Source organism: Microbulbifer sp. MKSA007, from assembly GCA_032615215.1.
In the GTDB taxonomy this organism is placed as follows: Bacteria; Pseudomonadota; Gammaproteobacteria; order Pseudomonadales; family Cellvibrionaceae; genus Microbulbifer.
The window spans coordinates 3,383,685-3,403,754 of record CP128433.1; the positions used below are offsets into that span (position 1 = coordinate 3,383,685).

The window sequence follows — 20,070 nt, forward strand, 5'->3', positions numbered from 1 at the left end:
CATATATGTCTGACAAGGTTAAATCCGCATTGATTGAAGAGTATTCTTTAGCTGAGGTTCGCCGAAGCAACGGAACATTACTCGGCAGCGTATCAGCCAATAGCTGCCAAGCATTGCCCTCCGATGCAAAACCCGAGCCGGCAAGCATCAAAAAGTTACTAAAAATCAAAACCCATAATCTAGGTGGGAACGCCATAGTTTTTGAGAATTGCACTACACAAAACTCTGCTGGCTGCCTGAAATTTATCGAGTGCGACGGCCTCGCTTATATTGTTCCAAAGCACAACGAACAACAAGAAGCAGATACCCCACCATACACCCCCAATCACGCATTTTGATTTTGCACCGGCAAACCGACTAATTATAGAAGCTATTAGACAGCTCCCATAATATCTGCAGACCTGAGGTCTGCAGATATTACTTGCTGTGAATACGCTTAAACTAAAGCGCCAAAGCAAGTGTAGTCAGATTATTTTACCCGTAGCTCCCAAACATTGTGAATTTTCGGATTGCGCTGAAAATCCTTATCCAGAAGGTTCAGCTTCTCTACTGAGTATTCACTGGAAACATCCTCGTCCATCTTAAAGCTGCGCAAGTTGTTGGAAAACACCAAGCGACCTTGAGGCGACAACAGGGACATACACTGACGAATCAATTTCCCGTGATCCCTCTGAATATCTAATACCCCGCTCATCTTCGCAGAATTGGAGAAGCTCGGGGGGTCCATGAATATTAAATCGTAATGGCCTTTCCTGTTCTGTTGAGCAGATTCAAGCCACTGCAAACAATCGGCCTCGACCAACTGATGGCGATAAGGATCCATGTTATTAGCACGGAAATTTTGTCCCGCCCAGTTTTGATAGGTTCGCGACATATCGACACTAGTGCTCTGCTTGCAACCACCCAGAGCCGCTTGGACTGTCGCACTGGCGGTATAGCAGAAAAGGTTTAGGAATGTTTTACCGGCAGAAATCTCTCGCAGATATTTGCGCACCGGGCGATGATCCAGGAAAAGCCCTGTATCCAGGTAGCTCCACAGATCTACCGCCAACTCAGCACCATACTCCCCAACCCAGAGTTCCTTTCTGGATTCCGTCTGCTTCTGGTACTGACTTCCACTCTTACCTCCGCCCTTGTGGCTGTGGCGACGGCGTTCTTTAATACTGATATTCGCGCGAGGCAATTCGAGCACGGACTGAAGGGCCCTTAACAAATCGCGCAAGCGCCCCCGAGCTTTCTCTTCCTCGATAGTGGCCGGCGGACGATACTCCTGCAAATGCGCGTACACGGCGCCATCCAGGGTTTTATAGATATCGATCGCCGCAGCATACTCAGGCAAGTCCGCATCGTAGAGGCGGTAACAATCCACGCCACTCCTCGCGGCCCATTTACCTGTAGTGCGCAGATTTTTGCGCAAGCGATTTGCTACCATCTCCGCCTGGGGTGACAACTTCGGCCCAGCAGCTTCACTCGCCGCCGCCCCACTTTGCGCACGAACCTCAAACATCAGCAACTGACTGGGGATACTGCCATTGTATAGCTGGTACTGCTTATGAGAGCGTAAACCGGTGCCATAACCCAGTTCCGGATTGCCGGTAAACACACCGACCAACCAGCCCGGGAACTCCGCCTTTAACTGCCGCCCCAGTTCAAAATAGGTCTCCCGCAGAGCTTCCTGCTCACCCAAGCGCTCACCGTAGGGCGGGTTTGTCAAAACCAATCCCGCTTTGACTTCTCTATGGCTCGGTACCCTAAACCCTGCTACTGGGCGGCAACTCACTCGCACCTGGCGCTCCAGACCGGCCCGGGCAATATTAGCCTCAGCCGCAAACAAGACTTTCGCATCGGCATCGTAACCGCGAATCTCTGGCAGTTCGCGCGCCAGGCCAACGCCTTGACGCTGCAATGCCTCTTCGCGAAGCTCGTTCCAAATATCGCTTTGATGGTTCAGCCAGCGCTCAAAACCAAAGCTATCCCGCATTAATCCCGGTGCCATATCCGCAGCGATCATCGCCGCCTCCACCAGAATAGTGCCCGAGCCACACATCGGGTCGAGCAAGGCTCCACCCTGCTCAGCAATCTTTGGCCAGCCGGCTCGCAGCAACAGTGCTGCCGCAAGGTTCTCTTTCAGTGGGGCTGCACCGATATGGGTTCGGTAGCCACGGCGATGCAAGCTGTCACCGCTTAGATCGATGGCGATATCCAGCTTATCCCGGTGCAAGCGCAGGGCAACCGTCAAATCTGGATGATGTTTATCAATACTTGGACGGGCTCCCGACTGGCGGCGAAGGCGGTCGACAATGGCATCTTTTGCTTTTTGAGCACCGAACTGACTATTGCGGATCTCTCGATTGGTCCCAGAGAATTGCATCCACAGCTTGCCCGAGGGGCGAATGTGGAGCTCCCAGGGTTGCTCGGCAACTGCTTGGTACAGGTCCTCAGCTGTGGCTACATGCACCTGCGCCAAACGCAACATAATGCGGTTTGCCAAGCGACTCCACAGACAGCAGCGGTAAGCCAACTTCAGGGAGCCGGAAAAATACACTGCCGCCGGCTGCTCCCTTACAGACCCTGCACCCAGGTCGCGTAATTCATTAGCGAGCAGCCCCTCTATTCCCTTGGGACACGTAGCCGTAAACTCAAATTCTTCGGTTTGTAAATCTGTCAAAATACTTACTCATTAAGCTCCTCCTGTGGAGGAAGTTTTGTGCGCCAATAATGACCGCCCACTTAAAGCTGCCGGCAACGTCTGCGCCGCCAGTACGCACAAATAAAACCTGGGGCAAAACCTTTACCGCCCCCAACTAAGGAAATTGAGCATTATCGCCATGCCCAAAAGAGGACGATTATCCCATTTTGTGGCAGAAGAGAATACGCCCTGCCGTTAATTACTACCTGCCCCATAAGTCATACTGTCATCTAGAGATGTTTTCCGATTCCCACGTATCCACTTTACTCTTACTAATAAGGTGGATTGGGTCGGTCCGTTCAAAGGCTTATTTCCTTCACTAAAATTCATTGAGAGACACCCCAAAATAGAGCCGTTTGCGAACCTGCCGACAAACTGTCCACAGACCGACAAAGTAGAGGTGCCGTATACGATGAAACGCCAAAAACGAAATCACGCCGACAGGGCATTTTACAAGGGCTATTTGGCAGCCCTGAACAACAAGTCTATGGATAGCTGCCCATTTGTCGAAGAGGATCCTCATCAGGAGTGGATCAATGGTTGGCGTGAGGGGCGGGAAGATTACTGGAATGGCTTCGACAGAGTGACCAAGGCCCAAAAACTGGAGATTTATGGCGCCGTTTCTACCGACATCCAATACCCTGACGGGTGGAGCACCATTTAGAGATGGCGAGGGGGCTTATCGTCAAAAGCCCCCATTTTCCTAGCAGTCAGCAACTGATACAGCTTACCCTTGCTCTGTTCGGCGACGCTCCAAAGCAATTGCCTCTGCCGCCTCACGAATCAATTCAGGCCCCCGATAGATAAAACCGGTGTACATCTGTACGGCAGTCGCCCCAGCACGAATTTTTTCAGCCGCACTGTCACCATCAAAAATACCGCCAACCCCGATAATCGGGATCTGCTTGCTCAACTCTTTCGATAACAGCTCGATGACCTTGGTGGATTGCGCTCTCAGGGGTTTTCCGCTCAAACCGCCCTCTTCGCTACCATGGGGCAGCTTGGCGACTGAAGACTTATCGATCGTCGTATTGGTAGCGATCACCCCATCGATATCGTACTCACACAGCGCCTCGGCTATCTGCGCCACCGCATCGCCTTCCATATCCGGGGCAATCTTGACGGCAACAGGGACGTAGCGATCACTCTTTTGAGCCAGCTCCATCTGCTTGTCCTTGATGCTGCCCAGCAAGCGATTGAGACTGTCACCAAACTGGAGGTCACGTAGCCCTTTGGTATTGGGAGAAGAAACGTTGGCAGTGATGTAGTCGGCGTAGCGGTACACCTTCTCCATACACAGGCAGTAGTCATCGGCGGCCTTTTTCACTGGAGTATCAAAGTTCTTACCCACATTGATCCCCAAAACACCGCTATAACGGCGCTTTTTCACTCTTTCAATCAGGTAGTCAACACCGAGGTTGTTAAAACCCATACGGTTAATAATCGCATCGGCCTCTTCCACCCTAAACAGCCTTGGCAGCGGATTGCCGGGTTGGGGGCGCGGTGTCACGGTGCCCACTTCAACAAACCCGAATCCCAGGGCTCCGAAACCATTAAAGGCCTGCGCATTCTTATCCAGACCAGCGGCCAAACCAACCGGGTTGGGTAGGGTGAGCCCCATCAACTCGACCGGATCATCCGGGACCGACTTTTTGTACAGGGACATCAAACCGAGGCGCTCTGCAGCGCCAATGGCATCAATCGACAAATGGTGGGCCCGCTCAGGGTCAAGCGCAAACAGGGCTTTACGCAGTGTTGAATACATACCTTTCCTTACGTGGGGAGGCGAACCCTTCAGAAAAACGAAGGGCTCTATCTTGTGATGACGATACTACAGGGGCCTTTGAGCGGCCCCTGGGCTCTATTCCGCTACTGTTCTGCCAGAGTTTCCCGGTCCGCAGTGGCGTGGGCGAGATACATTAGCTCGCGCAAAGCCACAGTGAACATCGCAAAGTCACCGACAGAAGTAGACTTCAACTCGGCAATCATATTGTGCCAGCGTTGAATTGCGGGCGCCATGATAGCGCTCCAGCGGGACATTGCACCCTCTACATCAAGATTTTCAGCCTTGCCCAAGCGGAGAATGTTCACCGCCAGTGTCGACAACTGGCTGTCCAGGTCATCCATACTGGTCTCCCGGGCCTGCGCCTGCCAGAAGCTGTCTACCGGCAAGTCGACGATCAGATTGCCAAACCAGTGCAGGTTCAACTCATCCGACAACCTGAAGTAAACCGTGGCAACTTCCTCTACGGGCGTATCGCTAGCTCGCGCCGACTCAGAAATACCCAGTGCCGAGTAGAGGTAAGTGGGCGACGCCGACAGCAGGGCCAGGGCCTCTGGTACCCCTGCTTCCAGGAGTTTCTGGTAGCGCTGCTCCCATTCGTTAAGGGGCTCGCCACTTAAGACCTGCGGCAACGCTGTAATAACCCGCTGTACCGGCTCCTGGAACAGCTCGCAGTTGGTAGCTGGCTCCAACTCATTGCGGCGATTGCGCAGGAACCACCGGGTTGCCCGGCGCACACGGCCTATCATCGAGTTCAGCAGTTCTGTTTGCAGCTCCGCTGGCACCTTGTAGTCCAGCGCAGCCAGCTGCTCCTGGAAGTCGTGCATCTCGTACACATCACGAGCGCTGACATAAGCGGCAGTTACATCGTTCACATCGGCGCCAGTGGCTGTACCGATACGGTTGTAGAAGGTGATACCCATACTGTTAACCATCTCATTGGCGACCTGGGTAGCCACAATCTGGCGCAACAGCGGATGGTCATAGACTTGGTCGCGATAACGCTCGACCAATTTTTCCGGGAATGCAGACTCAACCGCAAAACGCACCCGCTCATTGTCGGTGATTTGTGCATTTTGCAGCTCTTCTTTCAACTTGACCTTCACGTATGAGATTAGAACCGATAATTCAGGGCGGGTCAGGGACTGCCCTTTGTGCTCGCGTTCAGAAATCTGCTCGTTATCAGGAATAAACTCCAGCGCGCGGTTCAATCGGCCGTCGTCTTCCAAAGTGTTGATGGTTCTGCGGTACTCGTCCAGGCGCTTGGCAACCTGATATTCCGCCACACTGAGGGCAAAAGTCTGCTCATAGTTATTGTGCAGCACCAATTCACCGACAGCATCGGTCATCCCATCCAGCAGCTCATTGCGCTGCTTTTCAGTCAAATCACCCTGGGCAACAACTTTATCCAGAAGGATCTTGATATTTACCTCGTGGTCAGAACAATCCACACCGGCCGCATTATCGATAAAGTCGGTGTTACAACGCCCGCCATTGAGAGCAAACTCAATACGCCCACGCTGGGTCATACCCAGGTTGCCGCCCTCGCCAAAGACTTTGGCACGCAACTCCCTACCATCAACGCGCAAGTGATCATTGGACTTGTCACCAACTTCGGAGTCCGTCTCGGCAGTAGCCTTAACATAAGTGCCAATACCGCCATTCCAGATCAGATCCACCGGCGCTCTGAGCAAGGCACTAATCAGCTCGTTGGGGTTCAGTTGATCCTGTTTGATATCAAACGCTTCTTTCATTTCAGGCGTTATAGCAATGGCCTTGGCGCGACGCTCGAAGATACCGCCACCTTTGGAAATTAATTTACGCTCGTAATCCCTCCAGCTCGACCGGGGCAAGTCGAACAAACGCTGACGCTCTTTAAAGCTGGATTCTGCATCCGGATTGGGGTCCACAAAAATATGCAGGTGGTTAAAGGCTGCTTTCAGGCAGATATGCTCAGACAACAGCATGCCGTTACCAAAAACATCTCCGCCCATATCGCCAATACCGACAACAGAGAAGTTTTCTTTCTGGACATCCACCCCCATCTCACGGAAGTGGCGCTGCACCGATACCCAGGCTCCACGGGCTGTAATGCCCATTTTCTTATGGTCGTATCCCTGGCTGCCACCGGAGGCGAAAGCGTCGCCCATCCAGAAGCCATACTCCCCGGCAATGCCGTTGGCAATATCTGAGAAAGTTGCCGTCCCTTTATCCGCAGCTACTACCAGGTAGGGGTCATCCTCATCCCGACGAACAACATATTTGGGCGGTACAACTTCGCCATCTTTTAGATTGTCAGTGATATCCAAAAGGCCACGAATAAAGGTTTTGTAGCAGGAGACTCCCTCTTCCATCATGGCTTCGCGGCTGCCATCGGTAGGCGGACGTCGAACGACAAATCCACCTTTTGCACCACTGGGTACAATAACTGCATTTTTCACCGCTTGGGCTTTTACCAGGCCCAGAACTTCTGTGCGGAAATCTTCCAGTCGGTCAGACCAACGCAGGCCTCCACGAGCGACTTTACTGCCGCGCAAGTGCACACCTTCCACGCGAGGGGAGTAAACAAAAATCTCAAACTCCGGGCGGGGTTCAGGAATGCCGGGAATATCCCGGGGACTGAATTTGATCGAAATATAATCCTTGGGCTGCCCTTCATCATCCACCTGGAAGAAGTTAGTGCGCAGGGTCGCCAGGATTAATTCCAAATAACGGCGCAGAACCAAATCTTCATTCAGGTTATCAACCGTATCCAAACCATCGTGAATTTTAGCGATCAAGCGCTCGACACGGGGCTGCTCCTGCTTACCAGTGCTTAAACGGGGATCGAACATCGCCCTAAACAAGGCTACCAGGTTGCGGGTGATATCCACGTGGCTGGCCAGGGTAGCGGCAATATAGCTCTGGCTGGCACCGGACTTGGTTTGCTTCAGGTAACGGGCGTAGGCACGAAGCATGGATACTTCGCGCCAGTTAAGGCGGGCGGCCAGCACCAGGCGATTGAAGGCATCGCTTTCCGCTGTGTGATTCCAGATCGCCGCGAACGCATCCTGGAACAGGCCACGGGATGCCTGCGCATCAATTTTGGTGGGCAGACCAAATTCCAGATGGAATTCGTGCATCCACACATCGGTATAGCCACGGGGGCGAATCGTATAGGGGAATTCACCAATAACCCGCAAGCCCAGATTTTCCAGCACGGGAATCACGTCGGAGAGCGTCAGGCCGCTGCCCCAGTTGAATACCTTGAACCGCAGACTGCCCTGAGCGGCCCCCACCGGCTGGTAGAAACTCATTGCTACCCGGTTATCTTCACTGAGGCTCTGAACGGCTGCTACATCCTGCACCGCAATACGAGGCTCAAAGTCTTCACGGTATCCCGCCGGGAAGGCGCGGCCAAAAGTACGATAGAGACGGCTGCCCTCTTCTTCCCCGCTATTTTCAATTAGTGATCTTTGGAAAACATCTTCCCAGGAGCGGGTAATATCCACAATTTGCGCCTCCAGCAGCGCGACATCAAAATCAACAGGCTCATCAGGGGACACGCGGAAAACAAAATGAACCCGCGCGAGAATGGATTCGGAGAAGAAAGTGGTGAAGTCCGAGTCCTTCGCATTAATCGCTTTGGCAATATGCGCGCAAATCACCTCGCGCACATCACTGTTAAACAGCTCACGGGGAACGTATACCGTGGCAGTAACGAATTTACCAAAGGGGTCGCGACGCATAAACAGGCGAAGGTGAGCCCGCTCATTTAACTGCAGCACCCCCATTACCACGTCAAACAGCTCTTTGGTGCTGCCCTGGAAAAGTTCATCCCTTGGGAAGGTATCGAGAATCCGGCGCAGGGCTTTGCCATCGTGCCCCTGCCCGGAGAGACCGCTAGACTCTATGATCGAGGCCATCTTGCGGCGAATAATCGGAATTTTCGCCGGGCTCTCGGTGTAAACCGGCGAGGTGTAAAGCCCCATAAACGCCGCTTCACCAATCACCTCACCATCGGTGTTGTAGCGCTTAATCATCACGTAGTCCGAATAGGCCGTGCGGTGCACCCGAGACTTAACGGAGGACTTGGCAAATGTCAGGTAATTGGGCCCTTGGTAGAAACGCTGCTTGCCCTCACTAAAAGAGGTTTCCAGCATCGGCGCAGCTTCTTCCAGCTTTTTGAAAATACCGAGCCTGCGGTCTTCAACTTCATTGAGGATTTTTTTATCCCCGACAACACTGAACTCGTATTCGCGATACCCCAGGAAGGTGAAGTTACCGTCGCGCATCCACTGCAAAAATGCACTGGCTTCCAATAGGTTGGTGTCTTCGTCTGGAAGTCCCGCCTGTAACTGCCCCTCCATTGCGCTGCAGGTTTCCAGCATCGGGACATAGTCGTCCACTACCAGCTCCACATCGCCGAGTACGTCTTTTAAGCCAGTCATCATGCCTGAAGCGAACTCAGATGAAGTGTCGTGATTAATCTCGACATAAATCATCGCTTCGTTCGTAATGCGCTTCCCTTTTGCCTGCGGCTTTTCACCCAGTAACTCTTCCTCTGGCGGCAACAGGCGAGTCAGTTTCCCCTTGGCATCGCGCTCGACTCGAACTACCGTACTCTTTATCGAATGAGTCACTGTATTTCGGCGATTGATCTCCATGCGAATGGAGTCCACCAGAAATGGCATATCCCGCTGCAGCACACCAATGACCGTATGCGAGCACTCCCAACCATCGTCTTCGAGGCGGGGGTTAAAAACCTTCACCTTGGGTAGGCCGCCCGGGCGCTGTTGAATAAAGTTCCACCAGGTGTATATGCAGCCATAGACGTCAACAAGACGACGACCGGCCAGATCCTCTAATGGGTACTGATTGAGGAACTGCTGGGCAAAAGCCACAACGGGTTCGGCTTCGCTGGTCAGCTTGTCACGAATCAGCTCGCAAATCTGCGCAACTAATTCTTCACGGCTGTCGGTAATAACCGTCGCCATATTCACGGGGAACCTCCCAATCTCATTTTTGTCACATCGAATCCAAACACTGTAGATCCGAAAAGGTCATCATCTCAGCCCATACGCAGCTGCAGGGTCGAGTCCTAAAAATTACACTTTCAGTCAGACAGTGAGGAGAAGTCCATTCCACCTCAGAATCTAGTCGGCTCGGCAGAGGCCTACGTCTCAAGAGTTGCCTCTTCATTTGGTGCCGCTAAAATCATCAGTCGCCACCTTCTCGGCGGCGACTATATATAGATGGTAGAAAGCCAGCCAGGTCCGTGCGGCGGCTAAATTCTCAGAAGAAGAGATACTATGGAAGCAAACCAGACTATTAGGGATCATATCGCCGCTTTGGGCGATTGGTTGGAAGAGCAGATTATCGGTCAAGAGAGATTGGTTAACCGATTGCTGATCGCCATGCTGGCCGATGGCCACCTTTTGGTGGAGGGAGCGCCAGGCCTGGCCAAAACCAAGGCCATTAAAACACTGGGCGAAGCTATTGAGGGTGACTTCCATCGCGTTCAATTTACGCCAGATCTGCTTCCGGCGGATATTACCGGCACCGACATTTACCGGCCGGAAACCGGAGAGTTCCATTTTCAACCAGGTCCAGTGTTTCACAACCTGATACTGGCCGATGAGATTAACCGCGCGCCAGCCAAAGTTCAGTCGGCGCTGCTCGAAGCTATGGCAGAACGGCAGATCAGTGTCGGCCGAAAAACTTATCCCCTTCCCCAGTTATTTTTGGTAATGGCTACCCAAAACCCTATTGAGCAGGAAGGGACTTATCCTCTGCCAGAGGCACAATTAGATAGATTCCTAATGCAGGTAAATCTTGCCTATCCCAATGCGGAGGCGGAAGCAAAAATCCTGCGCCTGGCCAGATCCGAGGCTAGCCTTGGCGAAAATCGCCCCACTGAAATTATCAGCCAAGAAACCATTCTTCAGGCGCGCAACCAAATTCTGGAAATGCAGATGGTTGAGGCCGTGGAAACCTATACTGTCCAACTTGTCATTGCTACTCGCGAGCCGGCGAAGTATGACAGCGAGCTGGCGTCATGGCTAGATTTTGGTGCAAGTCCGAGAGCAACAATTGCATTGGATCGCTGCGCGCGCGCTCACGCTTGGCTCGCCGGGCGCGATTATGTCACCCCAGATGATGTGATGAATGTCGCTCCCGATATTTTACGCCACCGACTCCTGTTGAGTTTTGAGGCGGAAGCGGCGGGAATTACTACCGACCAGGTAATTGAGCGATTACTTCAACAGGTGCCTGCGATCTGATGTCCGCTGAAGCATCCCCAACTGAGCTCGAACTGCGCGGGGCTTATCCCGAAGTAACGCCGTTGGTACAAATGCGCTACGCCGCACGGCAGTTGCAATTATTCAAACCGCGCCTGGCCCGCAGTGATCAGGCCGGCAGCCTGCTCACTCGCTACCGCGGCCGCGGCATGAATTTTGAGGAAGTGCGGAACTACCAGGCCGGCGATGATGTACGCTCCATTGACTGGCGCGTAACAGCTCGAACCGGCCAAACCCACACCAAACTTTACCAAGAGGAGCGCGAACGCCCGGTAGTTATCCTGTTGGATTTGCGCTCGCCGATGTTTTTTGGCAGCCAAAGAGCATTTAAATCGGTGACGGCAAGCGGCATCGCTGCGGCGCTGGGTTGGGCTGGTTTACAGCACAGCGATCGGATCGGGGCGCTACTTTTCTCCGACCGGGAAATAGACACAGTGCGCCCGCGCCGCAGCCACCACGCCGTACTTTCGATGATTCACAGTACGGTTGCCCGCGCTGCGGAACTGAGCAGCCCCGTCCCCGAACAGGGCAGCCAAACACTAAAAACATTGCTGGAGGAAGCGCGAAGAATCGCACGCCCTGGAAGTGCGCTCTTTTTAATCAGTGATTGCCATGATCTCGACGAGAGCTGCTCGCAGCCACTCTACCTTTTATCCCGCCATGCCGACCTGCAGGTGCTGAGGGTATCGGACCCGCTGGAGCAACATCTGCCCGGCCAATCCCTCACTATATCTGACGGTCGCCAGCGCACATTCCTTCATGCCGGCAATCGGCCGGTTCACGAACATTTTGCCGAAAAGCAAGCCCGAGCCCGCGCCGAGGTTGAACAACTGTGCCGACGTTATCGGCTGCCGTTGCTGGACTTTGATAACACCCAACCGCTTATTCCAGCACTGATGTCCGTCTACGGCTCGCGGCAAAGAAATAATGGCTGGCAAAATACGAGAAGGCCCAAGTAGTAATGAGTTTGAAAGTGCAGAAAAAGCTAGTCGCCAATGTTTTGGCGAACCAAGGAGCGAAGGCAAAACGCACTGGCAATTTAATTGAGGGCCAGTCGTGATAAAAGGAAGTCTTCTGGCAAAACAAATGCAATCCCCAACACCGCAAGCGCCTTCGCCCGAGGCCCAGGAATTGTTATCGCAACTCCGCGATATACAAGAGCCCAATGCGGTTAATTGGTGGCCACCCGCTCCAGGCTGGTGGATGTTGGCCGTATTAATTCTTGTCTGTGTGGCCGCCGCTGTCCTATGGTGGCGGCAGCGGCGCAAAAAAGTTGAACGCAATCGCTATCGTGTCGAAGCAGCTTCACTGCTCGCCGCAGTAAATACTGAGGAGGCGGATGCAGTACCAGAAATTAATGAAATACTTAAGCGAGTGGCAGTTACAACCTATAGCCGTACAGAGTGCGGCAATCTTATCGGCACAGCATGGGTCGAATTCCTGAAAAAGTCAGCCCCACTCGAGTGCCCCTCTGATGCGCAACAAGCACTCGTCGAAAACCTCTATCGCGGCAGCTGTGACCCAGACAAAAACCGAGTGCTACAGGAATATGCCATTTTATGGGTGAAGCAGCACGGACAACCCACAAAAAACAGCCCACAACACCAGGGCGGGGAGGCCGCGCATGTTTGAATTCGCCTGGCCATGGGTTTTCTTTTTAGCCCCATTCCCGCTACTCGCCCGCTGGCTGCTACCCCGCTCCAAACCCATGAGCAGCGCCCTGAAGGTACCATTTTATTCGGAGCTATCCCAACGCGGCGGCGGCGAACAAAGCAATCTGCTCAATCTGTTTTTGCTGATTCTGATCTGGCTGCTTTTAATTAGCGCCGCAGCCCGCCCCCGGTGGTATGGGGAGCCGATATCTCAACCCAGCAGCGCAAGGGATCTCCTTATTGCCGTAGATATTTCAGGCAGCATGGAAACGCCCGATATGGTAATTAATGGCCGACCGGCGATGCGTATCAATGCAGTAAAACAAGTGGTTGGTGACTTTGTTGAACGGCGCAAAGGTGACCGTTTGGGGCTGGTACTGTTTGGTACTCGCGCCTACCTGCAAGCCCCACTTACCTACGACAGAGAGACGGTAGAAACTCTACTAAAAGAGGCCCAGATCGGCTTTGCTGGACAGGGAACTGCCATCGGCGATGCCATTGGGTTATCGGTCAAACGCCTGACCCAACGCCCCGCAGAGCAACGCGTGCTGATACTCCTCACCGATGGCGCCAACACTGCGGGGGAAGTCTCCCCGCTCAAAGCTGCCGAGCTGGCACAACAAGCGGGCATTACGGTTTACACCATCGGTGTAGGTGCCGACGAAATGGTTCAACCTGGCCTTCTGGGGAGCCGTTTTGGCAGCCGTAGAATTAACCCTTCGCGAGATCTCGACAGCAAGACACTCAAGGAAATTGCCGACAAAACCGGAGGCCGCTATTTCCGCGCCCACAATCCGCAGGAGCTGGCAGAAATCTATGCCGAACTGGATAAATTAGAACCTGTCGAACAAGAAGCGGAAAGTTACCGCCCCATGAAGTCCCTGTTCACCTGGCCCCTTAGTATCGCCCTACTGCTGGCTGGAATTTGGGCCCTGATTCCCCTGGCGAGCAATTTTCAGCTCCCTGCCAGACGAGAAGAGGTAAGTCGTAACAATGGAGGTCAAGCCCAGTGAATATGCTCGACCTAATCCAATCCTTCCACTTCCTTCGCCCTGGGGTTCTGTGGCTGCTAATTCCCGCAGCACTACTCTGTTGGGGGTTAGCAAAGATGGTGCTCAACAGCGCTCAACTGCAAAAGGTCATAGACCCAGATCTGCTGCCCCACCTTCTACTGCGCGGTGGCAGTAAAAGACCCTGGTTATTCGCATTAATATTTGCGCTGCTGGTCGCGATGATTATCGCTCTGGCCGGCCCTGCCTGGCGCAAGCTGCCAACCCCGGTGTACAGCAACCAGGATGCCCTGGTCATACTGCTAGACTTGTCACCGTCCATGATGGCGACAGATCTCTCACCCAATCGACTAACCCGCGCCCGCCTTAAAATTTTGGATATTTTGCGCCAGAGAAAAGACGGCCTCACCGCACTCGTCGCCTATGCTGGAGAAGCCCATGTCGTCACCCCTCTTACCGAGGACACGGCTACAATCGCCAATCTGGTACCCGCGTTATCGCCCTCAATCATGCCAGTCCCCGGCAGCAATATCGAAATGGCCGTCGATACCGGGATTCGCCTGTTAAAGGATGGAGCCGCAGGACGCGGGCAATTACTTGCCGTTACCGACGGCATAGACTCAATGGCCGCCGATGAGGTCGCCAAAGATCTGTCCAACGCAAAAGTTGAAATGAGCATACTCGCCGTGGGCAGCGGCGAGGGCAGCCCCATCCCACGGGGGAATACCGGTGGATTTGTGACTGATAGTAAAGGGGCCATCGTCATCTCCAATTTCGATGCCAGTGAGCTTCGCCAGCTCGCCCAGTCCAGCGGGGGGCGTTTTGCCAAAATTACGGTAAATGACAGCGATATCGACTATTTACTGCCTCAAACTGACAGCCCGCAACAAGCGCAGCTCACTGAAAGGGAGTTCGACCAATGGCGGGATGAAGGGCCGCTATTACTCCTTTTAATACTACCTTTTGCAGCCCTACTCTTCCGTCGGGGAGCTCTGGCATGCGCCCTGCCCTTACTACTACTAACTGGAATTTCAAGTGAAAGCCAGGCTATTGAGTGGCAGGATTTATGGCAACGCAAAGACCAGCAGGGCCAGCGCCTACTGGAAGAGGGACAGCCGGCAGAGGCCGCGCAAGAATTTCACAACCCCGAATGGAAAGGCACTGCCAACTATCGCGCAGGCAATTACGCAGAGGCCCAGGAGAATTTCGCCCAAAGTAATAATTCACAGAGCTTGTACAATCTTGGCAACAGCCTGGTGCAACAGGGGGACTACGATAAAGCTATCGAGGCTTACGATGAAGCCCTGCAAAAGCAGCCCGAGTTTGCCGATGCCGAGCACAATCGAGAAATTGCTGAAAAGCTGAAAGAGCTGCAAGAAAAACAGCAGCAATCCCAACAGCAGTCCGGTGAACAGCAGCAAAGCGAGCAGGAACAGAACCAGCAAGACCAGCAGCAGAGCCAGGAACAACAGCAAAACCAAGAGCAGCAAGCTGAGAACAACGAACAGCAGTCCAGCGAGCAGCAACAACAGGGCAATAATCAACAGCCCTCTGGTTCACCAGAGCCCTCTGAGCAACAGCCCCAAGGTGAGGAGCAGCAGGGCTCCCAAGAAAAGGGCCAGGAAGAGCAGGAGAGCGAACAACAACAGCAAGGCGAACAACAGGGTGAAGAACAGCCGCTGCAAGGGGAATCGCAACCTACTGGCGCTGAAGAAAGCCCTCTCGACCAGGAAACCCAACAAGCCCTGGACCAATGGCTCCGTCAAATTCCCGATGATCCAGCCGGCCTGATGCGCGAGAAGTTCAAATACGAGAGCCTGCAAAGGCGCCGTGCCTATCGCAGCGGAGAGTGGGAGCCACCGGAAAATGGGGCGACACAAAGATGGTAAAGAACAGTAGAACAATGTCGCTGGATTCAAGGACACTGATTTCAAAAATGCCTATGGACGCAATCATTAACAACCGAATAAAACTTTGGAGCCTCCCACTCAGCCACGCCTTCGCTTTGCTACTTCTTGCAATAGCACTTTGTCTGTCGACACCGGTTTTAGCAAGCGATCTCAGCGCAACGGTCGATAGAGATAAGATTGGAATTGATGAGACAGTCAATTTACGTGTGCGCTATTCAGGAGACAAAAGTGGTGGACAACCGGACTTTGACTTGTTGGAACAGGATTTCGATATTCTCTCACGCCAACAGTCCAACCAGTATCGCGTTATCAATGGCCGTGCAGAGAGTTTTGTCGAGTGGGTACTGGCGCTAGCCCCCAAACGGGAAGGCAAACTGTTTATCCCCTCTTTTAACTATCAAGGAGAGGTTTCCGATGCGGTTCCCGTCACGGTCACCGAGGCGCAAAGTGGACCTAACGGCGGTGAAAAGCAGGCTTTTCTGGAAGTAACACTCGACAAGGAAAAGGTCTATGTCCAAGAGCAACTGCTGGTAAAAATTCGCCTGTACACCACTATCGGCTTACACGATATCGCAACAGAACCTCTCAAGGTTGCCGGCGCTCATGCAGAAAAAGTCGATGAGCAGCGATATGAGCGCAAGCTCAATGATGTGAGCCATGCGGTTTACGAAGTTACCTACGCCGTTTTCCCTGATAGCTCAGGCAAGCTCAGCATCCCCGCACTAACCTACGTGGCCATCGCTGGGCGCAGGGACCCCTTCTCCCTATTTAATCGCAACAGCCAAAGGCTTCGACTTCGCTCCCAAGAGAAGTCTATCGAAGTGCTGCCAAAACCCGCTGACTACTCTGGCAGCCAATGGCTGCCCGCTGCCAGTCTCGGCATTGTTCAAAGCTGGAGCCAGGACCCGGACACCTTTGCCGTAGGCGAACCTATTACCCGAATTCTTACCGTACGTGCCGAAGGGCTCAGGGCCGCACAGTTGCCCCCACTTCCCAAACTCAACGTGGATGGCCTTAAAACTTACCCCGATCAACCGCAACAAGAAGACCAGGTTGGGCCCAACGGCGTTACCGGAAGCCGTATTGAGACAACCGCGATTGTGGCTACACAACCCGGGGACTACGAGCTTCCTCCCGTCACTGTGACCTGGTGGGATACAAAAAGCCAACGACAACGCACCACTCAACTACCGGCATTCCGCTTCTCAGTTTCCGGTACTGCTGCTGCAGTAACCAGCGACAATGAAACCAGTGCTAAAGTACCTCAGTCAGCTACACCCACCGAACAAGTCGGTACTGTGAGCCATTTTTGGCGCAACCTGGCTATTATCGCGATTGCCTCTCACTTACTGTGGGTCCTGTACTTTTTCTTTCAGAGGCGCAAACCCGCCCAGCAAATACCGAGCAACCACACCCAGGCTCCCAACTTACAACGTGAAACCCGTGCCCTTAAAAAAGCTCTGGAGAGTGAGAACCCCATCCATATCCAGCAAGCCACTTTAAAGTGGCTTACTGCAAAGTGGCCGCAAGTAAATGGTAAGAGCTTGGCTGAGACCGCGAGGCAACTGAACATCCCCGAGCTGGATCAGCTCCAAGCAGTTCTGGACGCCGCTATTTACAAGTCACCGGCTAGTCCTTTGGACATCAATAAGGTGAAAGCAATAGTCGACTTACTAGTGAACGCGAAACCTGAAAGTGAACCCAGTGAAACGGATAGCGCCCTGCCCTCACTGTTCTCTTAACAGGAGCCACTTCAAATCAAACAGGGAAAGGTTGGCCTTCACCGCCTATGGGTAAGGCCAATTCCTGTGTATTCGAGCAGTTTAAGAGGTACTTTAAATAGAATCAGGAAAAAGTTTGTGTAGATATGATTTTCTTTGCAAGCCCTAACAATTTCCAGATTTTGATGAATCCGCCCCCAAACGCCCTGGGAACTAACACCCCCTTCACGCATTTTCACAATACATTTTGGCAAGCGCCTGAAGCTGATTTTATCCCGATGAAGAAAACGAGCTAGCAATTCAAAATCTGCTGCAACACGGTAGTTGGTTTTATATAAACCTAGCTTTTTATAACAGTCACGCCGTACAAAAAATGTAGGGTGGGGTGGCATCCAGCCCCAGCGAAATTTAGACACCCTAAATTTACTGGAGCCATAAAAACGCACTCTTTGGCTTAAGTTATTGCGAGCCACAATCTCCAGGTCTGCATAGACAGATTGGGCTCCCGAAACTAAAAATTCATTAACAACATTTGAAATTACACGACTATCAGAATAGACATCATCAGAGTTAATTGTGCCGACTATATCGCCAGACGCCAGGCATATGCCTTTATTCATAGCATCATAAATACCTGAGTCTTTTTCAGACACAACTGCCGCGACTTGGCCTTTAAACTCAGATATTATCTCTAGCGTGCCATCAGTAGAGCCACCATCAATAATTATATGCTCAATATTTGCATAATCTTGAGCCAACACGGATAGTATTGTGTCGCGAATAGTGTCAGCACTATTTAGACAAACCGTTATCAGGCTTATTTTTATCACAAAAAGTCTCAAGTTGTCGTTTCGTGAAAAGTAAAACCTCTCTTGAGAACTTTAGTACAAATTACAATATCTGACATTCGATCAACGTAAAATACTTCTATACCAGTCGTATGTTTTCTTTAACCCTACCCCCAAGGAAGTCTGGGAATCCCACCCCAACTTCGATAGCTTTGAGGTGTCTAGCAACTTCCGCGGCACACCATCAGGCATTGACCTGTCAAATGTAATATTTCCCTCAAACCCAATGATCCCGGCGATTAAATAAGCCAGCTCCTTAACAGTGCAATCCACCCCAGTACCCACATTTAAGTGGGAGCACATAGGCTCTGTCACGGATCGATATACTCGATCTTCCAAACCCATTACAAACACCAACGCATCAACCATATCCTCTACATACAGAAATTCTCGTCGAACATCACCACTCCCCCAAATCCTGACATTCTGCACCCCTTCATTTTTGGCCTTATGGAAACGATGTATTAATGCAGGGATAACGTGTGAATTTGCAGAGTCAAAGTTATCATATGGACCATAAAGGTTTGTCGGCATAACACTGCGATAGTTACGTCCATACTGCCTTGAGTACGACTCGCACAACTTAATTCCGGCAATCTTGGCAATAGCGTAAGGCTCGTTAGTCGTCTCCAACCTGCCCCCAAGCAGGTCCTGCTCCCGTATCGGCTGGGGGAATCCCTTGGATAAATACAAGACGACCCAATAAACAGCAAATTTTGGATATCGGCCTTGTGAGCCTGATGGATTACATTGCACTGAATCATCAGATTCTGGTAAATAAAATCAGCTGGGAGCTTGCTATTCGCCAATATGCCCCCCACTTTTGCCGCAGCCAAATAAACAGTATCAATCGACTCCGAATTAAAAAAATCAGAAACAGCATCAGCATCTGTCAAGTCCAGCGAATCTCGAGGGCAAGTAATGACTTCACAGTTTTTTAGCGGTCTCAGCCTCTGAATTAATGCCGAACCAACCATGCCCCGATGACCTGCGACAAAAACTCTCTGGGAGTATTTCACTAACTACTCCTCAAAAATAGGCTCAGTGCGATAACCATTCCCAGCCAACAACAAATTCCGCTTCGCTTCCCTCAAATCATACTTAACCATCTCCCCAACTAAATCTTTCAAGGTTGTTTTAGGTGCCCATCCCAGTTCTTGCCGAGCCAATGAGGCGTCACCTATTAGTGACACCACCTCTGTCGGGCGAAAATAACGAGAGTCCACTTTAACAATTACATCTCCACATTTAACTGCTGGAGCATCTTCTCCCACAATTGAAGCAACAACACCTACCTCTTTCTGCCCCTCTCCATGAAACTCTATCGCTATCCCCAACTCTTGAGCACAATTACGAACAAAATCCCTAACGGAGTATTGCAGCCCTGTAGAGATGATAAAATCCTTAGGACTTTCTTGCTGCAACATCAACCATTGCATTTCAACATAGTCTCTAGCATGCCCCCAGTCCCTCAGTGCATTCAGCTCCCCCAAATACAAGCAACGCTCTAAACCTTGGGCAACATTTGCCAAACCCCGGGTTATCTTTCGAGTAACAAAAGTTTCACCACGCCGTGATGACTCGTGATTAAATAAGATTCCATTGCAAGCATATAAGCCATAGGCCTCGCGGAAATTGACCGCAGTCCAATAAGCAAACAATTTTGCAATTGAGTATGGAGAGCGAGGATAGAAAGGAGTGTTTTCATTCTGAGGGGAAGCTTTGGCAGCACCGTAAAGCTCCGATGTTGAGGCTTGGTAAAACCTGGTTTTATCCAACCCCAGAAGACGCATCCCCTCAAGTATTCTGAGGGTTCCAAGCCCGTTCACATTTGCAGTATATTCAGGGCATTCAAAACTGACCGCAACATGTGACTGAGCACCCAAATTATAGATCTCATCAGGCCGCACCTCCTGAAGAATTCGGGTCAAATTGCTCGTATCGGTAAGGTCTCCATAGTGAAGAAAAAACCTTCTACTATCATCTTGCGGCCCTTGGTACAAGTGATCTATGCGGCTCGTATTAAATGAAGAGGACCTTCTTTTAACCCCATGAACCTCGTATCCTTTCGCCAATAAAAATTCAGCTAAATAAGAGCCATCCTGGCCTGTCACACCGGTTATTAGTGCTTTTTTCATTTAAAAATGCCTTACCTAATTATTGCCTTTATCATTCA

Annotated in this window: 14 protein-coding genes and 1 pseudogene; 8 read left to right on the forward strand and 7 right to left on the reverse strand. The window is 51.9% G+C overall.

The genetic code is table 11. From position 1 onward, the window contains the following. Window positions 1-5 precede the first annotated feature (5 nt). Window positions 6-338: an Rcs stress response system protein RcsF gene (gene rcsF / locus QT397_17885; GenBank protein WNZ54745.1), complete on the forward strand. Its 333-nt coding sequence runs from the start codon at window positions 6-8 to the stop codon at window positions 336-338. A gap of 131 nt (window positions 339-469) precedes the next feature. Here the strand turns inward: rcsF and rlmKL are convergent, their stop codons facing one another. Then, on the reverse strand, window positions 470-2,668 hold the full coding sequence (gene rlmKL / locus QT397_17890) for a bifunctional 23S rRNA (guanine(2069)-N(7))-methyltransferase RlmK/23S rRNA (guanine(2445)-N(2))-methyltransferase RlmL (protein WNZ54746.1): 2,199 nt from the start codon (window positions 2,666-2,668) through the stop codon (window positions 470-472). Window positions 2,669-3,101: 433 nt separating this feature from the next. Here rlmKL and QT397_17895 point away from each other — a divergent pair, with 433 nt between their 5' ends. Further along, the gene (locus QT397_17895) at window positions 3,102-3,353 is read left to right on the forward strand and encodes a ribosome modulation factor (protein WNZ54747.1); all 252 of its coding nucleotides are present in this window, start codon (window positions 3,102-3,104) and stop codon (window positions 3,351-3,353) included. Between the two features lie 63 nt (window positions 3,354-3,416). Here QT397_17895 and QT397_17900 read toward each other — a convergent pair whose 3' ends face one another. Further along, complete coding sequence (locus tag QT397_17900; GenBank protein WNZ54748.1) at window positions 3,417-4,454, reverse strand: quinone-dependent dihydroorotate dehydrogenase; 1,038 nt, start codon at window positions 4,452-4,454, stop codon at window positions 3,417-3,419. A 104-nt stretch (window positions 4,455-4,558) separates the two neighbouring features. Continuing rightward, window positions 4,559-9,448, reverse strand: a complete 4,890-nt coding sequence (locus tag QT397_17905) for an NAD-glutamate dehydrogenase (GenBank protein WNZ58556.1) — start codon at window positions 9,446-9,448, stop codon at window positions 4,559-4,561. A 315-nt stretch (window positions 9,449-9,763) separates the two neighbouring features. Here QT397_17905 and QT397_17910 point away from each other — a divergent pair, with 315 nt between their 5' ends. The 6 genes from QT397_17910 to QT397_17935 all read left to right on the forward strand — a co-directional run bounded on the left by QT397_17910 (window position 9,764) and on the right by QT397_17935 (window position 17,067). Continuing rightward, on the forward strand, window positions 9,764-10,735 hold the full coding sequence (locus QT397_17910) for a MoxR family ATPase (GenBank protein ID WNZ54749.1): 972 nt from the start codon (window positions 9,764-9,766) through the stop codon (window positions 10,733-10,735). Then, complete coding sequence (locus QT397_17915; GenBank protein ID WNZ54750.1) at window positions 10,735-11,712, forward strand: DUF58 domain-containing protein; 978 nt, start codon at window positions 10,735-10,737, stop codon at window positions 11,710-11,712. The genes QT397_17910 and QT397_17915 overlap by 1 nt, the downstream gene beginning before the upstream one ends. Window positions 11,713-11,839: 127 nt before the next feature. After that, the gene (locus tag QT397_17920) at window positions 11,840-12,385 is read left to right on the forward strand and encodes a DUF4381 domain-containing protein (protein ID WNZ54751.1); all 546 of its coding nucleotides are present in this window, start codon (window positions 11,840-11,842) and stop codon (window positions 12,383-12,385) included. Continuing rightward, window positions 12,378-13,418 carry a VWA domain-containing protein gene (locus tag QT397_17925; protein ID WNZ54752.1) on the forward strand — a complete coding sequence of 347 codons (1,041 nt, stop codon included), beginning with the start codon at window positions 12,378-12,380 and terminating at the stop codon, window positions 13,416-13,418. The genes QT397_17920 and QT397_17925 overlap by 8 nt, the downstream gene beginning before the upstream one ends. Before the next feature lie 2 nt (window positions 13,419-13,420). Next, window positions 13,421-15,304: a VWA domain-containing protein gene (locus QT397_17930; GenBank protein WNZ58557.1), complete on the forward strand. Its 1,884-nt coding sequence runs from the start codon at window positions 13,421-13,423 to the stop codon at window positions 15,302-15,304. After that, the gene (locus QT397_17935) at window positions 15,298-17,067 is read left to right on the forward strand and encodes a BatD family protein (GenBank protein WNZ54753.1); all 1,770 of its coding nucleotides are present in this window, start codon (window positions 15,298-15,300) and stop codon (window positions 17,065-17,067) included. The genes QT397_17930 and QT397_17935 overlap by 7 nt, the downstream gene beginning before the upstream one ends. A gap of 38 nt (window positions 17,068-17,105) precedes the next feature. On the opposite strand, the gene QT397_17940 is transcribed toward QT397_17935, so the two are convergent. The 4 genes and pseudogenes from QT397_17940 to gmd all read right to left on the reverse strand — a co-directional run bounded on the left by QT397_17940 (window position 17,106) and on the right by gmd (window position 20,032). Beyond that, window positions 17,106-17,876: a glycosyltransferase family 2 protein gene (locus tag QT397_17940; GenBank protein ID WNZ54754.1), complete on the reverse strand. Its 771-nt coding sequence runs from the start codon at window positions 17,874-17,876 to the stop codon at window positions 17,106-17,108. A gap of 81 nt (window positions 17,877-17,957) precedes the next feature. Next, on the reverse strand, window positions 17,958-18,587 hold the full coding sequence (locus QT397_17945; GenBank protein WNZ54755.1) for an NAD-dependent epimerase/dehydratase family protein: 630 nt from the start codon (window positions 18,585-18,587) through the stop codon (window positions 17,958-17,960). 32 nt (window positions 18,588-18,619) lie between these two features. After that, window positions 18,620-18,871: pseudogene (locus tag QT397_17950) on the reverse strand (NAD-dependent epimerase/dehydratase family protein). A 45-nt stretch (window positions 18,872-18,916) separates the two neighbouring features. Then, entirely contained in the window at window positions 18,917-20,032 is a 1,116-nt protein-coding gene (gene gmd / locus QT397_17955) for a GDP-mannose 4,6-dehydratase (protein WNZ54756.1), read from the reverse strand. Window positions 20,033-20,070: the final 38 nt, after the last annotated feature.

Bases quoted from the DNA above. Each gene is read 5' to 3' on its own strand.
- rcsF (WNZ54745.1), top strand. From the start codon at position 6: ATGTCTGACAAGGTTAAATCCGCATTGATTGAAGAGTATTCTTTAGCT.
- QT397_17895 (WNZ54747.1), top strand. From the start codon at position 3,102: ATGAAACGCCAAAAACGAAATCACGCCGACAGGGCATTTTACAAGGGC.
- QT397_17900 (WNZ54748.1), bottom strand. From the start codon at position 4,454: ATGTATTCAACACTGCGTAAAGCCCTGTTTGCGCTTGACCCTGAGCGG.
- QT397_17905 (WNZ58556.1), bottom strand. From the start codon at position 9,448: ATGGCGACGGTTATTACCGACAGCCGTGAAGAATTAGTTGCGCAGATT.
- QT397_17910 (WNZ54749.1), top strand. From the start codon at position 9,764: ATGGAAGCAAACCAGACTATTAGGGATCATATCGCCGCTTTGGGCGAT.
- QT397_17915 (WNZ54750.1), top strand. From the start codon at position 10,735: ATGTCCGCTGAAGCATCCCCAACTGAGCTCGAACTGCGCGGGGCTTAT.
- QT397_17920 (WNZ54751.1), top strand. From the start codon at position 11,840: ATGCAATCCCCAACACCGCAAGCGCCTTCGCCCGAGGCCCAGGAATTG.
- QT397_17925 (WNZ54752.1), top strand. From the start codon at position 12,378: ATGTTTGAATTCGCCTGGCCATGGGTTTTCTTTTTAGCCCCATTCCCG.
- QT397_17930 (WNZ58557.1), top strand. From the start codon at position 13,421: ATGCTCGACCTAATCCAATCCTTCCACTTCCTTCGCCCTGGGGTTCTG.
- QT397_17935 (WNZ54753.1), top strand. From the start codon at position 15,298: ATGGTAAAGAACAGTAGAACAATGTCGCTGGATTCAAGGACACTGATT.
- gmd (WNZ54756.1), bottom strand. From the start codon at position 20,032: ATGAAAAAAGCACTAATAACCGGTGTGACAGGCCAGGATGGCTCTTAT.